Here is an 18,759-nt window from a genome sequence, read left to right as displayed (position 1 = left end):
AAGCTTGAATGACTTTTAATTTTAACTCTTTTGAATGCTTCGGAATTGGCATAGAGCACACCTCATAAGTTTTAAAAGTCTAACTTATGGGGTGCAGTTCAGAACGGGAGGGGGACACCTTCGGGTGTGCTGGCTCTATGACCAGTCCGTCAACCCTCTTTCGTTCTGCCACCATAAATTTAATGTCTGGCAGAGCTCCCAATAAAAAGGAGTTGGCTTTGCACATCCATTATTTCTTGGCAGCCCTTGCCATAAGCTATTACGACACAGCTTAAACGTTTAAAGCAGTTTGATTGCCCTAAGGTTTTCAGGCTTTAAATCGTCACGACCAAAAACTTACTCAACAATAAAACTTGAGATGTGCCAAGCACAGTCTTTATAGGCTTTGCTGTGCCTTTTTTTCTCCCAAAAAGGGCACAGGTTTTTTATCTCATTTATATACAACAAGAATTTTTATAACGGTAAAACTATGCCAAAGTTAGTTCTCTCAACACGTGCTATTCAAGTTATTAATACGTCGATTGACTTACTTCACCATCACGGCTTTCATACGGTTGGGGTCGACAGAATTGTGAAAGAGTCAAAAATTACTAAAGCGACTTTTTATAACTTCTTTCATTCAAAAGAGCGGTTTATTGAAATCTGTTTAATCGTACAAAAAGAACGTTTAAAAGAAAAAGTGGTTTCAATTGTTGAATACGACCAAGGTTCAAGCGTGAAGGAAAAACTTAAGAAACTTTATTTCTTACATACCGATTTAGAGGGACTGTACTATTTATTGTTTAAAGCCATGTTTGAAACAAAACTGACCCATCCAAAAGCCTATCAAACCGCGGTGAGATATAGAACATGGCTCATTAATGAAATCTATAGCCAGCTTAGAGCACTCAAAAGGGATGCGACTTTTCAGGACGCCAAGCTATTTCTATATATGATTGAGGGTGCAATTATTCAGCTTTTAAGTTCAGAACAGAAAGATGAGAGAGAAAGGGTGTTAGATTGTTTTCTCATCTCTATGATCAATCATCACTAGTTAACGAGCTCGCTTTTAAAAAGATCACCTCTTCGGACTCTTTCGGTCAATGTGGGAGCTTCTAGATTCTTCGTTCCCATGCTTTATTTATCTCCATTCAAATGTTAATAAGATTAATACTAACCCCGAGGTGCGTACCTTATATGATCAGGAAATAAATATTATATTAAGGCTTATCTCTATTGGATCCAGAACTTTCGGGATTTTATTTACTCAGCTAATTTTGAACGTGATTCCATCAATGTAAGTAAGTCTCTTTTGACATGATCAAACTCTTTTTTAGGGATGCAGCCATACAATTTACACAGGATAAAGAATGAATAATTTGAATTTTAAAACTCTAAAGAAGTATTGGCTGCGATTCGTGGGTATTGCTGTAATCGCGGGCTCTTTAGTATTGGCATTTGCTTGGGTCGCTGGTCTATTTGGACATCGCACCACAAGCAAAACTTTTTTGGGAGACTCATTAAATAACTTTGATCCCGGATATCGACGTGCACACGGTAAGGGTATTTGTTTTGATGGCACTTACCACAGTAATGGTGCGGCGGCGGCACTCTCTAAAGCCACTGTATTTGCCAAGTCTGATATACCAGCGATTGGCCGTTTTTCTATTGGAAGTGGTAACCCGCATGCAGCAGATAATTCGACAGCAACCGTAAGTATGGCTTTATTACTTTCCGCAGCTGATCATTCACAATGGCGCATGAAATTAAACAACTTTCCCTATTTCCCTACACGAAATGCTGAAGGTTTTTTGGCGCAGCAAAAAGCATTTAAACCAGTTCCAGCTACTGGCAAACCCGATCCAGCCCTTGTTGAGGCTTTCTTAAAAGAATATCCAGAAGCACGTAAGTCTATTGAGCAAAAGGCGAAGATGCCATTAACCGGTAGTTTCAGTGGCGCAGAATTTTATGTCGTAAATGCTTTTATATTGCGGGCTGCCAATGGACAAGAACAGCCAGTCCGTTGGTCTATGCGTCCTCATTCAAAATTTATTAGTCTGACGAAAGAACAACGTGATCAAGCTGGCCATGATTTTTTATTTAAAGACATCAAAAAACGTTTAGCTGAAGGGCCGCTATATTGGGATTTAGTTTTGCAACTTGCCGAGCCGGGAGACCCAGTGAATGACCCGTCTCAACCTTGGCCAAAAGAACGCAAAGAAGTGATAGCAGGAACATTGGAAGTCAAAAATGTAACTGAACAGGTAAATGGCGTTTGCCGTGACATTAATTTTGATCCAACACTAGTTCCACCGGGAATTGAGTTATCAGATGATCCGGTACTCGCCGCACGAGCAGGCATCTATTCACAATCTTACAATGCTCGCTTACGTGAAATTGGATTTGGCAAAGCAACGGATGCCGTGGGCAAATAGGAGAGATCAGCCATGCAAAACAAATCTAAAAATAATGCTCCACGTCATTTTAATTTGACTGCTCGAATTCTACATTGGCTTATGGCGGTAGCGATTTTGGCCATGCTATTTATTGGTGTTGGAATGACAACCTCAATCACTTGGCGTCCGTGGTTAATCGATATCCATCGTCCTTTAGGAATCGCAATCTTATTATTGGTCATCATTAGATTAATAAATCGACTCTATTTTCCAATTCCACCTTTGCCGCCGACTGTACCGCGCTGGCAGGCATTTATGGCCCATGCATCACATTGGCTGCTTTATCTTTTGATGTTTAGTTTGCCATTGCTCGGATGGGCTACGCTATCGGCAGGTAATTGGCCTGTAACTTTATTTCCGGGTTGGGACCTTCCACCTATAGCACCCACCAACTCTACGCTTTATGCTTGGTTCCGTACTCTACACGGAATTTTGGCTTGGCTACTATTTGCTGTGGTTATTGGTCATTTGTCTGCTGCGTTATTACATGCATGGATTTATCGCGATGGCGTATTCTCAAGTATGGCTTTGGGTTCTTCTGAACCATCAAGTAAAGGGTCTTCTGCTGAAAAGGAGAATGTTGATTGAGGGGAATTATTTAACTCAGATCAGGCGGATGAGAGGGAAAAGCTTTGGAGTGCTTTTTAAATCATCTGTTTGAATCTAAAAATAATTTAAATAATAGGATGTATGGTTTGCTTGTTTTTTGTTAGATGAGCAGACCATAGCCCCTGTGCAATAAGATGAAATCATTACTCAGCTAGAATCAAATCACCTGATCTAACTTTTTGTTTATATTATAAAAAAATAATATTTTGACTTTATTGGCATATTATTGCTATTTTATTTTACGTTAATCGTAAATTGATTACGTATTGAATAATTAAAATGAATTAATTTAAAGCATGTCATGGAGAAGGGAATACCATGAAAGAAGTTGCATTAAGTGATCTGATCAATCAGCAGAAAGTTGGACGCTATCAAAAATTTATTCTGATCACCTGTTTATTACTGATGATTATGGATGGCTATGACATCCAGTCTATGGCTTACGCAGCCCCAATGATTATAGAAGAATGGGGCGTTCAAAAATCCATGCTAGGAATTGTGTTTAGCGCCAGCTTATTTGGTTTGTTTGTTGGATCATTTTTATTAAGTTCACTCTCTGATCGTTTTGGCCGCCGTCCCATCTTACTGATCTCGACTTTTATGTTCTCGGTGTTGATGCTGGTGACGCCACATGTGGGCAATATTGAGCAATTGACTGCAATCCGCTTTGTTACAGGAATTTTTTTAGGAGGTATCATGCCAAATGTTATGGCTTATAGCTCCGAAATTGTTCCATTCAAATCTCGTATTTTTACCATGATGGTCATTTCTTGTGGCTATACGGTAGGGGCAATGTTAGGGGGCGGTATATCCGCCTTACTAGTTCCTTGGGGAGGCTGGCAGGCAATTTTCTATTTTGGCGGTATTGTTCCTTTAATTATTTTCTTTATCACATACTTTAAGATGCCAGAATCTTTATATTTTTTGAGTGAAGATAATAAAAATACTCCTAAAATTTTATTTTGGTTAAAGAAGTTTTATCCCGCATTAACATTCAATTCAGAAATAAAAATTATTAATAACACTGAGGTTGAGGTTAAAAAATCACCGCTTGAGTTGTTTAAAAATCAGCGCGCGTTTTTTACCTATTCCATCTGGATCATTAGTATTTTAAATATGATCAGTCTATATTTTCTGGCAAACTGGCTTCCGACTTTGGCCAAAGAGTCAGGACTTTCATTAAATCAGGCATTGTTGATCGGTTCCACTCTACAATTAGGCGGTACGGTTGGTAGTGTTGTGATGGGCCTTAAAATCGATAAGACAGGATTTTATAAAGTATTAATTCCTGTTTTTTTGGTTGCAGTGATTAGTGTTGCTTTAATTGGCTATGTTGTTAGCCATATTGTTTTATTATTTATTATCATTTTTATTGCTGGCTTTGCCATTGTTGGTGGGCAACCTGCCATTAATGCACTGTCTGCCAGTTATTACCCAGTTTCACTTCGTACTACAGGCGTGGGCTGGAGTATCGGAATTGCCCGTTTGGGTTCGGTTATTGGGCCGCTATTTGGTGGCTACCTTTCCCAATTTCTGGTCATTACCCATTTATTCGTGATTGCTGCAATACCTTCGCTACTCGTCATTATTATGCTGATGATTCAAGCTAAGTACCGATCATAAAAACTATTACATCCATCATGCACATACTGACTGTAATTATGATCGGTAAGTAGTTACAAAGAGTTGGTTACTGTTACTTCATGAGCTATTTAACTCGATACCACGTTTGATTTCGACCAATTGCAGAGATACCAATATATCCACGCGCAGTAAGTTTTTCACCATCTGGTGATACTGTTAGGCTAAAGCGATAGGTTTTATCAGACTGTGGGTCGAGGATAGATCCCTTGTCATATTTATTTTGACCGACACTTTTTAAATTTTTGACGATGGTTAAGCCAATCAAAGATTTGTTTTTGTAGGTACCTTCACACATCGTACATTTGTTAGCCTCACTTGGAACAAGTATTTTTTCGATGTTTGCAGAGAGGTTGCCATTTTTATCTTGGTTAAATCTTACCAGCGCCCTAGGCTGATTGGTTGCATCATCAATGGTTTTCCAAACACTGCCATGTAATTTGTCCGATGCAAATGAATGAACCGAATAAAAGCTAAGTAAAAGTAAGAGTAAATATTTTTTCATATCAATGTTTTCTCGAATTAAAAATAAATGGTTTTAAAGGCCAGAATTATTCATTTTAAATTTAACTTCACAATTTTCTTAGTATTGAATCTATAAGCTAAATAATATGCAAAGTTATAATCTATTTGTTTGGATATTATTTTGATCGGTTTTTTTATGCAATTGCGAGAATGGACAGAATTGTTAAACTTTTAAAAATTACTATTGAGTGGGGAGAAGAGAAGGAAAAATACTAATTAGGAAAGTTATATAGAATATAGAATTTTATGAATAATTTTTATTTCTTAAAGTATTATATTTTAAATTTATCTATATTTTTATTTAAATTATTAAATGATTCTAGTTGGCTTTGTTAAATAATTAAATATGATTCTATTTAATATTTTAATATGGCTAGGCTATTATATTTATGAGGTGAAATTAATTATAATAAAATTTTTTAAATCTAAACTATCTTTGATTATCCTACTCAAAAAATAAACTAAGTAGAGTTTTATATAGAATACAGCAAAAGTTAAGTTTCTATGCTTGAATTGAAGTGAAAATTGTACTAATTAGCGTAGAGTGGAAGAGTTGGGGGTTTTGATTATTTTATTAGCTTGTTTTATTATTTGTAGGATGATAGAAATGCATAAAATATATTGCATTAGCAAAACAATAGAGTAGAAGCAGTATAGATCCTTAAAATCGAGCAAATTTATATGAGTCATTTACAAAAGGTAGCGGCAGATAAGCAATCGCTTGGTTTTGAATTTCAGGATTTTGTTTTTATTGAAAAACTTATTGAGCTTAGACCAGAACAGTCTTTAGGATTAGAGGTCTATGATGACATCCATGTAACGACCAATGATGATAATGGAGTAGCTAAAGAGCTTCTCCTTATTCAAGTAAAGCATTCAATTGATGCTAGTAATATTAGTGACAGAGATATCGATATATGGAAGACTTTTTATAATTGGCTAAAGCTAGTTCCCGAGTTACCATCCCATTTACAACTTAAGTTTCAGTTGTACACTAATAAGAAACTAAATAATCAAGAATTTGTTAGTTTACTGAAATATCCCTCCAAGAATCTTAAAGAGATACTTAATTTTATCAATAAAACTCATCAAGATATTTCTGAAGCAGAATTAAAAAAGAAGCCTAGTGATTCAAGTAATCCAATTGCAAAATATGTAAAAGCCATCGCCGAGGCTAGTGATGAACATGTTGAATTTATCTTTACAAGATTTGAATTTCATTCAGACAATTCTGCAATAATTAATAGAATTTCTTTAGCATTAAGACAGTTAGCTATTCCAGTTTCACGTATTGATGAAACCAGAAAATATATAGTAGGTTCATTCAAAGAATCTAAATTTTCAAGAATTATAAAGGGTGAGAAGGTAGAAATTACTTTTGATATTTTTCGAAATGAGATGGGCTTTGACAGAATTATTAGATCTGCCCGTGCTTTACCTGCGGATTTTGATGAATTCCTTGATATGTATTACGACTACCAACGCCCAGATACTCTTTCATTTAGAAGTAGTAAATTTCATGACCAGCTCAAAGATATCGGTATTGATGATGAGGAAATTGTGGATAGGGGAATTGAAATGATGCTTGCCGAAGAGTTTATGAAGTCCTTGGAAGATGCAGGTTCATTTAGCGCAAGTGAAAATAAAAGATTAGAGTATAAGGCCATATCTGATTGGAAGTTAATTCATAATCAAATACATAGAACAAGTACTAGCGATAATGAAGATAAAAATTTTCAAGCGGCATTAGATTGTTACTATCAAACGATGAGAAGTTCTTTGAAAGCAGGCAATGTTGAGCTTCCCCTTAATTTGAGTTGTGGGAAATATATCAAGCTTTCCAATCTACCTCGGATTGGTTGGCGCAAGGACTGGAAAGGAAAATTCGAATAATGAATCGTTTATTTCACAATGAATTAATGGGTGTAGTTGCAATACAAAGTGCTTTAGAAAACTCAGATGAACATCGATTATCACTAGCAAAAGTGATGCTAGTTTTACCTTTACTTTTTGATAAAAATATTCGTTCAATCCTTAAAAGAAAAAATAGTGTTGTATTAAGTAGTAAAGATCTACTGCTTTCTAATCCCGAAGCTTTCATTAATGTTCGGGCAAGATATGAAGACTTAGTCATAACTTCATTAAATAGCATAATTCTTATACAGGAATTAGGTATTGCAACACTCAAGGGTGAATATTTGACGCTCAAAAAGCAAATATTTTTTCAAAATAAAAATGAGATTGGAAAAATTGCCACAGATATTTTAGCTGCAGGCCCTAAACTTGGGTTCCTTTTAAATGAAACTAATATAAATCTTTATCAAACATTTAGGATCGATTTGTGAGTAATATTCAAATTTCAAATATTGTACTTTGGCAAAAGAATGGTATTAAACGAACTCTTGATTTTCTACCTAATCGTGTGAATGTTATTACTGGAGATTCTGGTAAAGGAAAATCTTCAATTTTATTTATTATAGACTATTGTTTGCTAGCAAGTGAAACCAAAGGGATATCAAAAACAAATATTGATTCAAAAGTTGAATGGTATGGAATTAAGCTTTCTATAGATGGTAAGGAAATAGTTATAGCACGTCCTTCGGAGAGCAAAGGTGCAAATGATCAAGCGTATTTTAGTGAAAATGGTGTTATTCCACCCTTGCCATTTTTAAATATCAGAATTGATAATTTAAAAAGAGTCTTAAGTGGTGCATTTGGTATTGATACTGATTTACGAGTGCCTTATGGAGGAAAATATATTCAAGCAGGATCGAAAGTCTCTTTCCGCAACTTTCTGGCGTATAGCTATCAAGATCAAAATACTATTGTTGCACCTGATCATCTTTACATTCGTCCGACTGATGGCCGATATCAGGAAGCAATTGAACGAACATTTAGAATGGCTATTGGTGCTGAGAATGTGGATACTGCGTTATCCCGTAGTCGTCTTGCAGAGCTGGAGCGGAAAAGATCTATTCAAATAAGGAAAAATGAATCTTATGAAAGATCTGCAAAAGTATTTTCTGAAGAGGTAGGAACGTTATCTAAAGAGGCTCATTTGCTTGGAGTAATTGAAAATATTCCTGAAACTTATGACGAGAGTATTACTGCATTACAAGATTTGGTTCAGACGCCTATCATTCCCAGTAACCAAAATCATGAAATTGAGAGGATTGAGCGTGAAATATTCCGTTTAACTGCTAAAAATCGCCAATTAAAAGCATTTCTTGATAATAAATCTATTTATATTGATGAGCTTAAAGCAGTTGAGGATTCACTAAAACCAGTTAGTATTTTTAATAAACAAGCCGATAATTTATTTCCATCAGAATTTGCTAATAAAATTATTGCTCGATTAGGGCAAGAACTTTCAGATATAAAATCTTCACTGAATAACCGTAAGAGTTTTCCTTTTATGGATGAGGTAAAAAATATTATCCATCAGAATGAGGAAGAAATTCGAGCTCTTAAGAATGAATTGTATGCAATAAAGGAAAACCAAGTAATTGCATATAATCCTAGTGATTATTATAGATATTTAGGGCGTCTTGAAGCTAAACTTGAAGTGTATAGCCGTATTGAAAATTATGGATATCAGGTAGAGGACGACTTTGATAGTGCAATAGCGGCTTTAAAACGAATAGTTGATGAGAATGAAGAAAAAAGTAATTTAGCTAAACAGGAACTAAATTATTTAATTAATAAACGACTCGCTAATCTACCTTTGAAAGGTTATGAAGGTTTCTCAGCTTCATATTATGAAAAAGAAAAGTTGATCCATTTACGCTCTCCAGACTTTAATATTCTAGAGAATATGCCTGATGTAGGAAGTGCGTCAAATTATCTTTACCTTCATGTTTCATATTTTCTTGCAATACATGAAATAGCTAAAAAAATGCGAATTCCTTGGGTTCCTTCTTTCTTGGTTCTTGACCAAGTTAGTACTCCTTACTTTTCAAGTAATGGCGAGCCAAATGACGATATACGTAGCTTAGATAAAGTATTAATAGAATTGAATCAATTTGTGACCGATATGGATAAATATGATGGATTCCAAATTATTTTATTAGAACATATTGGGATGGAACATTGGACTTTACTGAATTTGGATAGATTTCATCTTGTGGATAAAGAACTCCGTGATGATTATGGGCTTATTCTTGATATTCCTGAAAATAAAGATTCAGGTGAGTAGGTTCCAACTTAAAATTATGTGCAGCTCAGAAAATTGCCGCAATAAATTTTTGTTGAGCTGCATAAATAATAAGATTTATTCCTTGGTTGATCATTGAATTGATGTATCCAATAGTTGCAATCTATCATTCGATAAATAGGTGTACACACTTAAAAGAAATAAAAAACATCCACTACTTTTTAAATTAGTTAGATTGCGTGTAACTCATCACAAATTATAAAAATAATATGCAAATCATGTGATTAGTATAGATTGACACTGTGCAATATTAAGTCTTATAACTAAACAATCCTGAAAGCTGTTTCTTTAATAGGAACAGAAAAAACACAATATAAAGATGAATAGACATTAGAACAAAAAGTTAAGGAGAGAAGAAATGAAAGTCATTAGACATGCCTTATTTTCTCTGATGGGAATGCTGACAATAAATAGTGCAGATGCTGGAAATGCATCTACATCGTTAAGGGTCAGTTTAACCATTCTAGAAACTTGTGAAGTTTCCACACAAGGAAACTTAGATTTTGGTTCGGTTGAACGTGCTCAGCCAGTTCCTACTGCTAGAACGGATGTAACTGTGCAATGCAGCAAAAATACACCGTATCAATTGGCTGTAACCTCAGACAATAACTTTGAACTTAAATCTACTGCCAGCCCAGCATCTGTTGCATATGTACTGTATCAAGATGCGGGCCATACTCAAATTTGGGGAGGGGCGGCAGGTAAAATACCTTCACGAATTGCGACAGGGATGAAAGAAAATATTCCTATTCATGGGGCAATCATATCAAGTACGAATGTTCAGGCAACCAAGTATGAAGATTGGGTTCGTGTGAATGTTATATATTAATCGTAAAAACCAAAATACTCATAAATATCAAAACTAATTTATAAAAAAAACTGTTTTTAGGGGTGAATAGAGTATTTTAAAAAGCTACACCAGATTATGGTGTAGCCTGCTGCTTTAATAGAACTAAGCACCACGCATTAGTGCTGCTACTGCTTTTTCAAGAAATTGTAGAGTCACTGGTTTGAGCCAAGTACCGTCAGCAAGGCTTGTTTCATTTTGCATTGCTGTACGGATTTTTTCTTGAGTACTTGGGTTTTTGCCAGCATAGCCTTGTAGCATAGAGAGCCATTGTTGTGCCAAATGCTTTGCTCCATCACTATCTGGTGTGACCTCGGCATCAATCAATTTTTCAATATCGACCAATAATTGAGGCCATTTTTTCATCTCACGAATGTAATTTTCTTTTAAAAAAGTAAACTCATCGTCAGATAAATAACGGGCAAAAATACTCAGCTTACTCTCAGAAAAAGCTTTAAGTAAAAACTCAACAACTTCTGGCGTTACGCCTAATTTTTCCTGAAATTCAGGCTCGGCTGAGTTTAAAGCATTTAGTTTAACTAACCATTTTGGGTTAGCTCGCGTATTGTGCTCAAGAGTTTTCATCCACTTACGAGCCAAGTCTTGAGCGGCTTCGCTATTAGATGGTTCGCCAGCATTAAATAGTGCATTTGCTGCTTGAGTTAACTCTTGCCATTCTTGGTGGCTTTTAGTGCCTGCTTGTAAGAAAGTCAGTTTTTCAAGCTCTTCTTTTGTAAAGTATTTTTCAAACATCGCTATAAGCTCCAGTGTTTTTAGCCAATCCTCCAAACCAAGCTCTTCACCACTTATGATCTGAGATTTAAGTTTGCTGAGCTGATTTCGCAATTTCTTTTGCTCTATCAGCCTTTGATCAATTGCTTGAATCTGCTGATCAATAATCGGTAAAAGTGCAAGATTGGGGTCTTCAAGAACCGTATGGATTTCGGATAACGACATTCCCAGTCCTCGTAATGCTTGAATCTGATGCAAACGAGTAATGTCTTTACGGGTGTATAGTCGATAACCAGCATCGGAACGGACCGAAGGCTGAAGTAAACCGATATCGTCATAGTGATGAAGAGCACGGACAGTAAGTCCTGTTTGCTTAGCCAATTCACCAACTTTTAACAGCATCTTTTTAGCTCCTTCTTCCTTAGGCGTGTTTTATGCTAGGGGCTTACGTTACGTGAGGGTCAACTACTTTAAATCATATTTTTTCATTATTTTTGCTTTAGTAAATATTCGAATTTATCTCTTTATTTCAATAATTACCTGAGTTTCATTGCGAGATCTTAAAAAAAGGTCTTTTAAAGTGAGTTGGTTTAATAATTCCTAATGAGCTCGTCTATCCAGTCAGAAAACACCCGTACTGCTGGTGAAAGAAAACGCTGATGTGGATAAAGTAAAGTCACGGCAACAGGTGGTGGACACCAGTCTTGTAATACTGCGATTAGTCGTTTTTCTTTTAAGTGATCTATCACAAGTCTTTCTGCAAGTTGAGCGAGGCCATATCCTTCAAGGCACATTTTGATATAAAGCTCAGTTTCATTAACGGCAACAGTACCATTCATTTGTACAGTTTTTTTTTCTTCATTTCGTACAAAGCGCATTTCACCAGCGTGTCTGTTGCTCCCTGAAAAATAATGAATAGCTCGGTGATGTTCCAAATCATTAGGAGTTTGTGGAAATCCATTTTCTTTTAAATATGCAGCTGAAGCGCATGTGACCCAGTGAAACTCACCAAGAGGGCGGGCTACCAGCGTGGAGTTCTCTAAATTTCCCATGCGGATTACACAGTCCACGCCTTCCTTAATCAGGTCTACTTGTCTATCGCTGACACCTATCATGAGATAAATATCAGGGTAACGCTGTTGAAACTCTTGCAGATTGGGCATGATGACCGAATGAGCAATGCCCGCAGGCATATCAACTCGTAATCGGCCCTGTGGCTGTTTGATGGCGTTAGTCAGGTTGGATTCGGTGTGTTCAATGAGGTCGATTATTTCTCGGCACTGGATGAGATATTCTGCTCCCTCTGGAGTCAGGCTAACCCGTCTCGTTGTCCTATTTAACAGGCGTACCTGTAAATACTTTTCAAGATTTTTAACTGTGCTGGTGACTGTTGAAGCGGGTAGTGAAAGTGCTTCTGCCGCGTGGATAAAGCTCCTAGCTTCTGCCACCCGAACAAAAATCTGCATTGCCTGAATACGATCCAATCTCATACCTTTGTCCCAATACTATACTCACACTCTTAGATTATTCGTTTTTACTGAATAATAAAAACAGTTTAACCAGCTTTTTCAGCATTATCACTTCAGATAGATTTTCAACATACATTTGAGAAGTTGGAATAATGATGACTGATTACAACAGAAACATAGTGCAGCTGACTGAGTCTTCGCCAAATAGAACACTGATTCGCGGGGCGACGATCCTAAGCATGGATAGCGTAATTGGGAACATGGTTCGCGGAGATATTCTTATCGAGAACGGTACGATTATCGCCGTTGGTGAAAATTTAGAAGCCGAAGGTGCAGCTATTATTGATGCATCCAATATGATCGCGATGCCGGGTATGGTTGATACCCATCGACATTCATGGGAAGGACAATTACGACGGATTAATCCGAATGCCGAAAGCTTAGAAGACTATTGCAACGCGACGCATTATTCTTTTGCCAAGTATTATCGCCCAGCAGATATGTACATCGGTAATTTGCTTACAGCTCTAAGTTGTATAGATGCGGGTATCACAACATTGATTGATAACTCACACAATAGTCGCAGTGCGGCCCACTCTGATGCGGCTGTTGAAGCTTTACTAGATGCTGGTATTCGGGCTGTACACGCTTCTGGTGCACCAGTAACAGGAGATTGGGATAGAGCGAACTGGCCTAGTAATCTCGAACGTCTTCAAGAAAAATATTTTAAAAATAGTAAAAACGGTTTGGTGTCATTAGCTGCCATGGCTCAGTTAGAACCCGAATTATGGGCTGAGGCACGCAGATTAGGGCTACCAATCATTACTGAATTTTTTGGTGGGGAAATGGCTGCTGCACTAGAGGGTCTGCATCAACAAGGTCTGTTAGGGCCAGATAATATCTTTAACCACTGTACCTCGCTGCCAGATGCTGGATGGAAAATTTTGCGCGAAGCTGGAGTGCGAGTAAACGTATGCCCACGATCAGATGCTCACTATGGTATCGAAGACGGTATGTTTGCCATGCAATCGGCTCTACGTCATGGCATTAGACCTGGTTTGAGTGTAGATAATGAAACGTCTTATAGTGGCGATATGTTTATGGAAATGCGCGTAGCATTTTACTTACAGCGTGTAATGGGCATGCACCAAAACAAATGTTGTGGTTCAGCACATTCGCCAGTGACCTTTCAGGCGCAGAACCTTCTCAAAGCTGCAACGGCTGATGGTGCTACTTGTGCAGGTCTGCAAGAAAAAATCGGCAGCCTGACACCCGGTAAACAAGCTGACCTGATATTAATTCGAACGGATGACATTAATCTTTATCCGTCTGGTAATGCATTTGGCACGGTTGTTCATGCAACTGAACGCAGCAATATCGATACGGTGATGATTGGTGGAAGAATCGTTAAACGTGACGGTAAAGTGTTGGGTGTGGACAGTGAGCAACTTCGTGCAGCGATTGATGAATCTCGCCAGCATCTTTTCGTTGCGGCTGGTTATGCTCCAGATATTTTTGCCGAGACGTTTCTACCTCTTGAATAAGTTGTCTAAGAGGGAGCAAACACTATGTCTATAAATGTTATCTATTACCTTATGGCTTTTGCTGCAGGGCTGGGGATTACTCTACAGACCACGTTGAATGGCCAACTGGCAAAAGGTATAGGTGGAGATTCTGTTGTAGCGGCATTATTCTCGTTTACTTCTGGTGCCATATGCCTTGGGATTTATTCTCTAATGCGGGGAGGAATAGCTTCTTCACTGATCGCTATTCCAACCCAGCCGTGGTGGACCCTTTTAGGAGGGGTTCTAGGTTCATGTGCACTGCTGAGCTATGTCGTCCTTGCACCTAGAATCGGATTATCGGCTTTGCTAGGGCTGGCAATTGCTGGACAAATTATCTCGTCATTGTTGATTGATCATTTTGGATTACTAGGGGCGGCCGAACGACCAGTTTCCATGTTTAAACTATGTGGAACACTGGTCATGCTGATAGGTCTAGGGATTGCTCTTTTCGGTGACAGGGGATGAGTTTTGGATTTAAAACGCCTGATATAAGTTGACTCCACGCCTTTCCCTTCATGGAGTGGCAATATATTTAACAAATCAACAGCAATCGATACTCGCCATCTTTTTCAACTGGAGCTCGATGAACACAAGGTAAAACCTTTTGAGTTGGATGATCTACTGCTAAACGCCAAATATGTCCCGTGCCTAAATTTACAGGTTGAGCATCGGGTTTAGACTGATAATGCAAATCAAAAAAATACTCTGCCAAGAAGGCTTCAAATTTAGCATCAGAGCCGTCATGTAATTCTTTGAGCTTTTCTCTAATTTCGGGAATTAAAACTTTTTGTTCAACCTGATTATTGGGCACAATATCACTGGCAGCGCCGTGATAGGTACATAAGAATGTATCGGTTTCAATTGGAGAGCGATCAACATGAAATGAATATACATCTGTTGAAATGAAGCCTAGCTCTTCATCGCGTTCATAATGTTTAAGTAAGTTAAGTACTGGCGATGCGCCGAAATCAGTTAACTGCTCGATATCTTCTAAAATAGTTTTTCTTGCCAGATTGCCTTTTTCTGAAAGTTGTAGGGCTAACAAGTCTTCAACAGAAACTTCTGTAATATTTTCTTTTAACTGAAGTTTATTCACAATTTCTTTAAAGTCACCCACCAAATTTCTGTGCCAACAAATCGCATTTGTCTCTCCTTGAAAATGTGTATTTACAAGTTCAGAGAAACTAGACACTTTTCTAATTTGGTTGCTGTCAGAAAATGCGTTTTTCATATGAGAATTAGATAAAATAATAGAGCATGTCTAATATTATAGCCTGAGCTTAGCCAAAAAATATTCCATTCCAATTTATTAAACCAGCTTAGGCTTACTTCAGAAGAACATTCTAGAGTTAAATAACTAATAGTTTTTTATCAATAATAGATATTTCTCTTTTCATTGATTTTTTTAACTAATCAAATTTAGTAATTTCTGGTACTGACTCTAAATAATCAAAAAATTGCTGTATTTGTTCTTCTGTTACACGTGCTGTAGAAATAGATGGTAACTCATCTCTGCCAAAGAATCCAACTTCGGGTGTTTCAATACTTGGTGTCAGTTCACCATCAATAATTTCACACCAGAAGAAAGCCTTATACACATGTAAAAACATGGGAGGGTGTGGGTGCTTGGTTCTATCAGTTAAAGCTAATAATTTAATGGCCTTAACTCGTAAACCTGTCTCTTCTAGAACCTCTTTTTCAGCATTTTCCGATGCTGAGTAACCTACGTCAGCCCATCCACCCGGAACAGACCATCGCCCATCTCCAATTTCTTTTGCTAATAATAATTTATTTTCTTTAAAAACAACTGCTCTGACATCTAGTTTGGGAGTGGCATAACCTACATCTTGGAGCACGTTATTAATAAAATTTTCTGTTTTGATTTCTTTTAATTCTAATAAATACTCAATGTGCCCTAAGAGTTGTTCATAACGTTCTTTGTCATAAACATCTTTTGAATAATGTAAACCTGTTTGAGCAATACCAGTAATTTTATTTAAAGTTTCTAACCACTTCACTGAGTCATTCATTGCAACAGACGCCTTCAAGCTTATATCTTTTAGCTATGGTAAGACATACTCAGACGAAGCACTATTAAACAGTTGTTAACTGAAATTTCAAGCAAAGCCTTGAGAGGTCTTTACGATCAATGATTCAGAAATTTTTTATCTAATTATTCATAGCGTCAATTGCTTGAAGTATTCCAGTAAACAATATTGCCAATTTTGATTCAGGCTGTGGTTCATTTCCATTTGCAGTAAATACTGCACAAACTTTATGACCTTTTTGAGTTTTCCCAATAACAGAAAAATTGATTACTCCATATTCGGAGCCACCTTTAAAACCAATTTTTTGCCAATTTAAATTCTTAAAGAGCGGATTTAAAGAACTGTTTAGAGCAGGGGCATGTTGTACATTTTCAAGAAGAGGGCAAATCTCATTGGCTGACATATACCATTCAACATCCTGCCAAGTAGGCGATTTTCCAATATTATTAACGCTCGGTAGTGGGAGGTGGTCTAGTTCAGAGAGTACTTCTAAACGGGTAGATTTTGTCCCAATTTTATATTTATTTCTTAATTTTTCATTGGCTGGATCAATGAGTTGAAATAACTCTCTTGTCGTCAGTATTGGTGAGTTTCTTGGAGATAAAGCTTCTATAGTGGGCTTTTTTAATACCTCTATAAGGCTATCGGTTGCTGTATTATCACTTGTTTGTATCATTAATTGAGCAAGAATTTCGAGATTTACAGGCGTGCTAGCAGGTAGTGTTTGTAGAACTCCTGTGGGCAATGAGCGATTTTTTTCCTTAAGGTAAACAATATTTTCTCTTCTTAATTCACCTTTTTTTATAGCTTCTTCATAAGCCTTTAAAACGAGCAATTTAAAAGTAGAACCCACAGCCATTGGAGTTTTATCGTTTTCAATAACGATAGGTTTGTTATCTACCATAATTAAAAGAGATGTTTTACCTATTGCATTCTCATGCAGGCGTTTAACCATTTCATCTAGGCTAACTGTCTTAAAATGAGGAGCACTAAACCAAAGGCTACTAATTTGTCCTTGCTGGTCTAAACTAATTGAAACTGGTAATTCAGCTTTTTCGAAATAAATAAGCCCAGATCCATTAGAAATATTAATACTTTTTAGTGTTCCCAAAGATACTTTTAAATTATCAATGATTTTTTGAATTTGTACGATGGAAACTTTTTCTAAAAATTCGGCGTTGAATAAAGAGGGTTCTATAGGTTTATCTTCAAAAATGAGTAAAAGTTTATTAGATAAGTTATCCATTTTTTGTTCTTTAGCTGCGTGAGTAGTAGGAATAATAATAGGAGAAACACTCATGGACATGACGCCTATAGCAAAAAATAAAGCTCTAGTTTTATACATTTTCTTGGTTAGAAAATTCTTCATTGAATGTCCTCATTGATTAAAAAATCATAATTTTTTATAAATATTTTTAAACGAATAGGCTATTCTGAGCCATCAATATTATTACTAATAAAAATTCACTCTTCGTATAAATTTGACTTAATCATGAGCGGCAAACCAAGACTACTTAATAAACTAGTTCGAGAATTTGGTACATTCTTACTTTCTAAATCAATAAGCTCAATAAATTCTTTATTAAATTGTTTTCTAGGATATTTTTCTAAAATTTCCTTCCTAAAAGATAAGGGGAGTTTATATAGACCATCACTAATCACATCACAGGATGCACCTTGCTGTAATAGCGTAATTTCTGCTGGGTCAGAGTGATCTATATAGCCGTTCATATGTAAGCAGATAGCATCTTTAATAACTCCACTTTTCTTCTCATCAAAGCTATGTTCTTTAGCCTTTAGCTCAAATTGTTTAGCACTCTCATAGGTAAAACAGTTACAACCTTTACTATGAATATGTTGTTCAGTTAAGCCAATATCATGAAAAAGTGAGGCTATTAAAAGTGACTCATCATCAAATTGCTGCTTTTGTATATTGCCTAGGGCAGCCCCCCAGAAATAGGTGCGCCATGAATGATTATAGATAGATATATCTGCTTTAGCCTCTAGTTCATCAAGCGCGACTTTAACCATTTGAGTATCTGGTATCACGATCTGATCGATATCAAAATCGCTAGAAATTTTGAACCGAAAGTAATTTATTTTTATAGAGGCCATAACACTTGGCAGCATAATTTTTTGAATTAACTTAACTTTCTCTTTGAAGCTGAGCTGACCATTTGTAGCTTGCATCCAGTGATATGAACCAATTCTTTTAGTTTTCATGATTAGCTCTCATTTTAGAGTAATTACTCTAAAATATTATCATAGATAATTTTTTGCAAGTTGTATCTTTTAAGACCTCGTTAGAACTTTGATTGATAAGCGTTTTATAAACCCCAATTTAACAATAAATTTTAATTATTTATCCTTGCTTTTTAATGATCTATTTTAAAGCAAATGTCATTTTGTGTGCTTGACTGAAAGAGGACTGAATATTATTCTTCGCCTGCTGACCACATTGCCAGTCGGTCGTCGCGGACCGCTTTTTTCGACCACATCAGGATTATTTCTTCTGAGGAATAGTCTTGTGTGAGCATCTCCTCGTTCCCTCCCGTAGCGGTAGGATGATCTGACCCCATAAAGTTGGACAGTTAGTTAAGCAGTTTTTAAAAACTGGTTTCTATATTGTACAGGGGATAAACCTTGTAGCTTCACCTTGATTCTCTCATGATTAT

At 36.6% G+C, this 18,759-nt stretch carries 18 protein-coding genes; 10 read left to right on the top strand and 8 right to left on the bottom strand.

Annotated elements, in window-relative coordinates; translation table 11 throughout:
* Positions 1–469: 469 nt before the first annotated feature.
* The 4 genes from ACTJJH_RS18270 to ACTJJH_RS18255 all read left to right on the top strand — a co-directional run bounded on the left by ACTJJH_RS18270 (position 470) and on the right by ACTJJH_RS18255 (position 4,667).
* Entirely contained in the window at positions 470–1,033 is a 564-nt protein-coding gene (locus ACTJJH_RS18270) for a TetR/AcrR family transcriptional regulator (protein ID WP_161281927.1), read from the top strand.
* Between the two features lie 316 nt (positions 1,034–1,349).
* A complete protein-coding gene (locus ACTJJH_RS18265; RefSeq protein WP_005070134.1) occupies positions 1,350–2,414 on the top strand; it encodes a catalase family peroxidase in 1,065 nt (354 codons plus the stop codon).
* 12 nt (positions 2,415–2,426) lie between these two features.
* On the top strand, positions 2,427–3,023 hold the full coding sequence (locus ACTJJH_RS18260) for a cytochrome b (RefSeq protein ID WP_161281928.1): 597 nt from the start codon (positions 2,427–2,429) through the stop codon (positions 3,021–3,023).
* 339 nt (positions 3,024–3,362) lie between these two features.
* Positions 3,363–4,667 (top strand): MFS transporter, encoded by a 1,305-nt coding sequence (locus ACTJJH_RS18255; protein WP_161281929.1) that lies wholly within the window; start codon positions 3,363–3,365, stop codon positions 4,665–4,667.
* An 85-nt stretch (positions 4,668–4,752) separates the two neighbouring features.
* Here ACTJJH_RS18255 and ACTJJH_RS18250 read toward each other — a convergent pair whose 3' ends face one another.
* Positions 4,753–5,190: a DUF2147 domain-containing protein gene (locus tag ACTJJH_RS18250; protein ID WP_005076813.1), complete on the bottom strand. Its 438-nt coding sequence runs from the start codon at positions 5,188–5,190 to the stop codon at positions 4,753–4,755.
* Positions 5,191–5,891: 701 nt separating this feature from the next.
* Between ACTJJH_RS18250 and ACTJJH_RS18245 the strand changes: the two genes are divergently transcribed.
* The 4 genes from ACTJJH_RS18245 to ACTJJH_RS18230 all read left to right on the top strand — a co-directional run bounded on the left by ACTJJH_RS18245 (position 5,892) and on the right by ACTJJH_RS18230 (position 10,252).
* Positions 5,892–7,103, top strand: coding sequence for a hypothetical protein (locus tag ACTJJH_RS18245; protein WP_161281930.1), 1,212 nt, complete (start codon positions 5,892–5,894; stop codon positions 7,101–7,103).
* On the top strand, positions 7,103–7,555 hold the full coding sequence (locus ACTJJH_RS18240) for a three component ABC system middle component (RefSeq protein ID WP_161281931.1): 453 nt from the start codon (positions 7,103–7,105) through the stop codon (positions 7,553–7,555). The genes ACTJJH_RS18245 and ACTJJH_RS18240 overlap by 1 nt, the downstream gene beginning before the upstream one ends.
* A complete protein-coding gene (locus tag ACTJJH_RS18235) occupies positions 7,552–9,405 on the top strand; it encodes a DUF3732 domain-containing protein (RefSeq protein WP_440601565.1) in 1,854 nt (617 codons plus the stop codon). Before ACTJJH_RS18240 ends, ACTJJH_RS18235 begins: the two co-directional genes overlap by 4 nt.
* A gap of 376 nt (positions 9,406–9,781) precedes the next feature.
* A complete protein-coding gene (locus ACTJJH_RS18230) occupies positions 9,782–10,252 on the top strand; it encodes a Csu type fimbrial protein (protein WP_440601564.1) in 471 nt (156 codons plus the stop codon).
* 123 nt (positions 10,253–10,375) lie between these two features.
* On the opposite strand, the gene ACTJJH_RS18225 is transcribed toward ACTJJH_RS18230, so the two are convergent.
* Positions 10,376–11,404, bottom strand: coding sequence for a MerR family transcriptional regulator (locus ACTJJH_RS18225; RefSeq protein ID WP_440601563.1), 1,029 nt, complete (start codon positions 11,402–11,404; stop codon positions 10,376–10,378).
* A gap of 188 nt (positions 11,405–11,592) precedes the next feature.
* On the bottom strand, positions 11,593–12,492 hold the full coding sequence (locus ACTJJH_RS18220) for a LysR family transcriptional regulator (protein WP_440601562.1): 900 nt from the start codon (positions 12,490–12,492) through the stop codon (positions 11,593–11,595).
* Positions 12,493–12,626: 134 nt separating this feature from the next.
* On the opposite strand from ACTJJH_RS18220, the gene ACTJJH_RS18215 reads away from it, so the two are divergent.
* Positions 12,627–14,015 carry an amidohydrolase family protein gene (locus ACTJJH_RS18215; protein ID WP_440601561.1) on the top strand — a complete coding sequence of 463 codons (1,389 nt, stop codon included), beginning with the start codon at positions 12,627–12,629 and terminating at the stop codon, positions 14,013–14,015.
* A 24-nt stretch (positions 14,016–14,039) separates the two neighbouring features.
* Positions 14,040–14,501, top strand: a complete 462-nt coding sequence (locus ACTJJH_RS18210) for a DMT family transporter (RefSeq protein ID WP_440601560.1) — start codon at positions 14,040–14,042, stop codon at positions 14,499–14,501.
* A 67-nt stretch (positions 14,502–14,568) separates the two neighbouring features.
* Here the strand turns inward: ACTJJH_RS18210 and ACTJJH_RS18205 are convergent, their stop codons facing one another.
* The 5 genes from ACTJJH_RS18205 to ACTJJH_RS18185 all read right to left on the bottom strand — a co-directional run.
* Positions 14,569–15,267, bottom strand: coding sequence for a DUF1826 domain-containing protein (locus ACTJJH_RS18205; protein WP_440601559.1), 699 nt, complete (start codon positions 15,265–15,267; stop codon positions 14,569–14,571).
* 178 nt (positions 15,268–15,445) lie between these two features.
* A complete protein-coding gene (locus ACTJJH_RS18200; protein WP_440601558.1) occupies positions 15,446–16,066 on the bottom strand; it encodes an NUDIX hydrolase in 621 nt (206 codons plus the stop codon).
* Positions 16,067–16,205: 139 nt separating this feature from the next.
* The gene (locus ACTJJH_RS18195) at positions 16,206–17,453 is read right to left on the bottom strand and encodes a serine hydrolase (protein ID WP_440601557.1); all 1,248 of its coding nucleotides are present in this window, start codon (positions 17,451–17,453) and stop codon (positions 16,206–16,208) included.
* Positions 17,454–17,548: 95 nt separating this feature from the next.
* Complete coding sequence (locus ACTJJH_RS18190; protein ID WP_440601556.1) at positions 17,549–18,307, bottom strand: HD domain-containing protein; 759 nt, start codon at positions 18,305–18,307, stop codon at positions 17,549–17,551.
* Positions 18,308–18,679: 372 nt separating this feature from the next.
* Positions 18,680–18,759, bottom strand: an 80-nt coding sequence (locus ACTJJH_RS18185) for an IS3 family transposase (RefSeq protein ID WP_250234956.1), incomplete at its 5' end; no start/stop codon positions are given.

It is taken from the genome of Acinetobacter sp. 22301 (assembly GCF_052045285.1).
GTDB lineage: Bacteria > Pseudomonadota > Gammaproteobacteria > Pseudomonadales > Moraxellaceae > Acinetobacter > Acinetobacter pittii.
The sequence above is the reverse complement of the archived record's forward strand: the minus strand, read 5'-3'. Positions and strand labels throughout refer to the sequence as shown.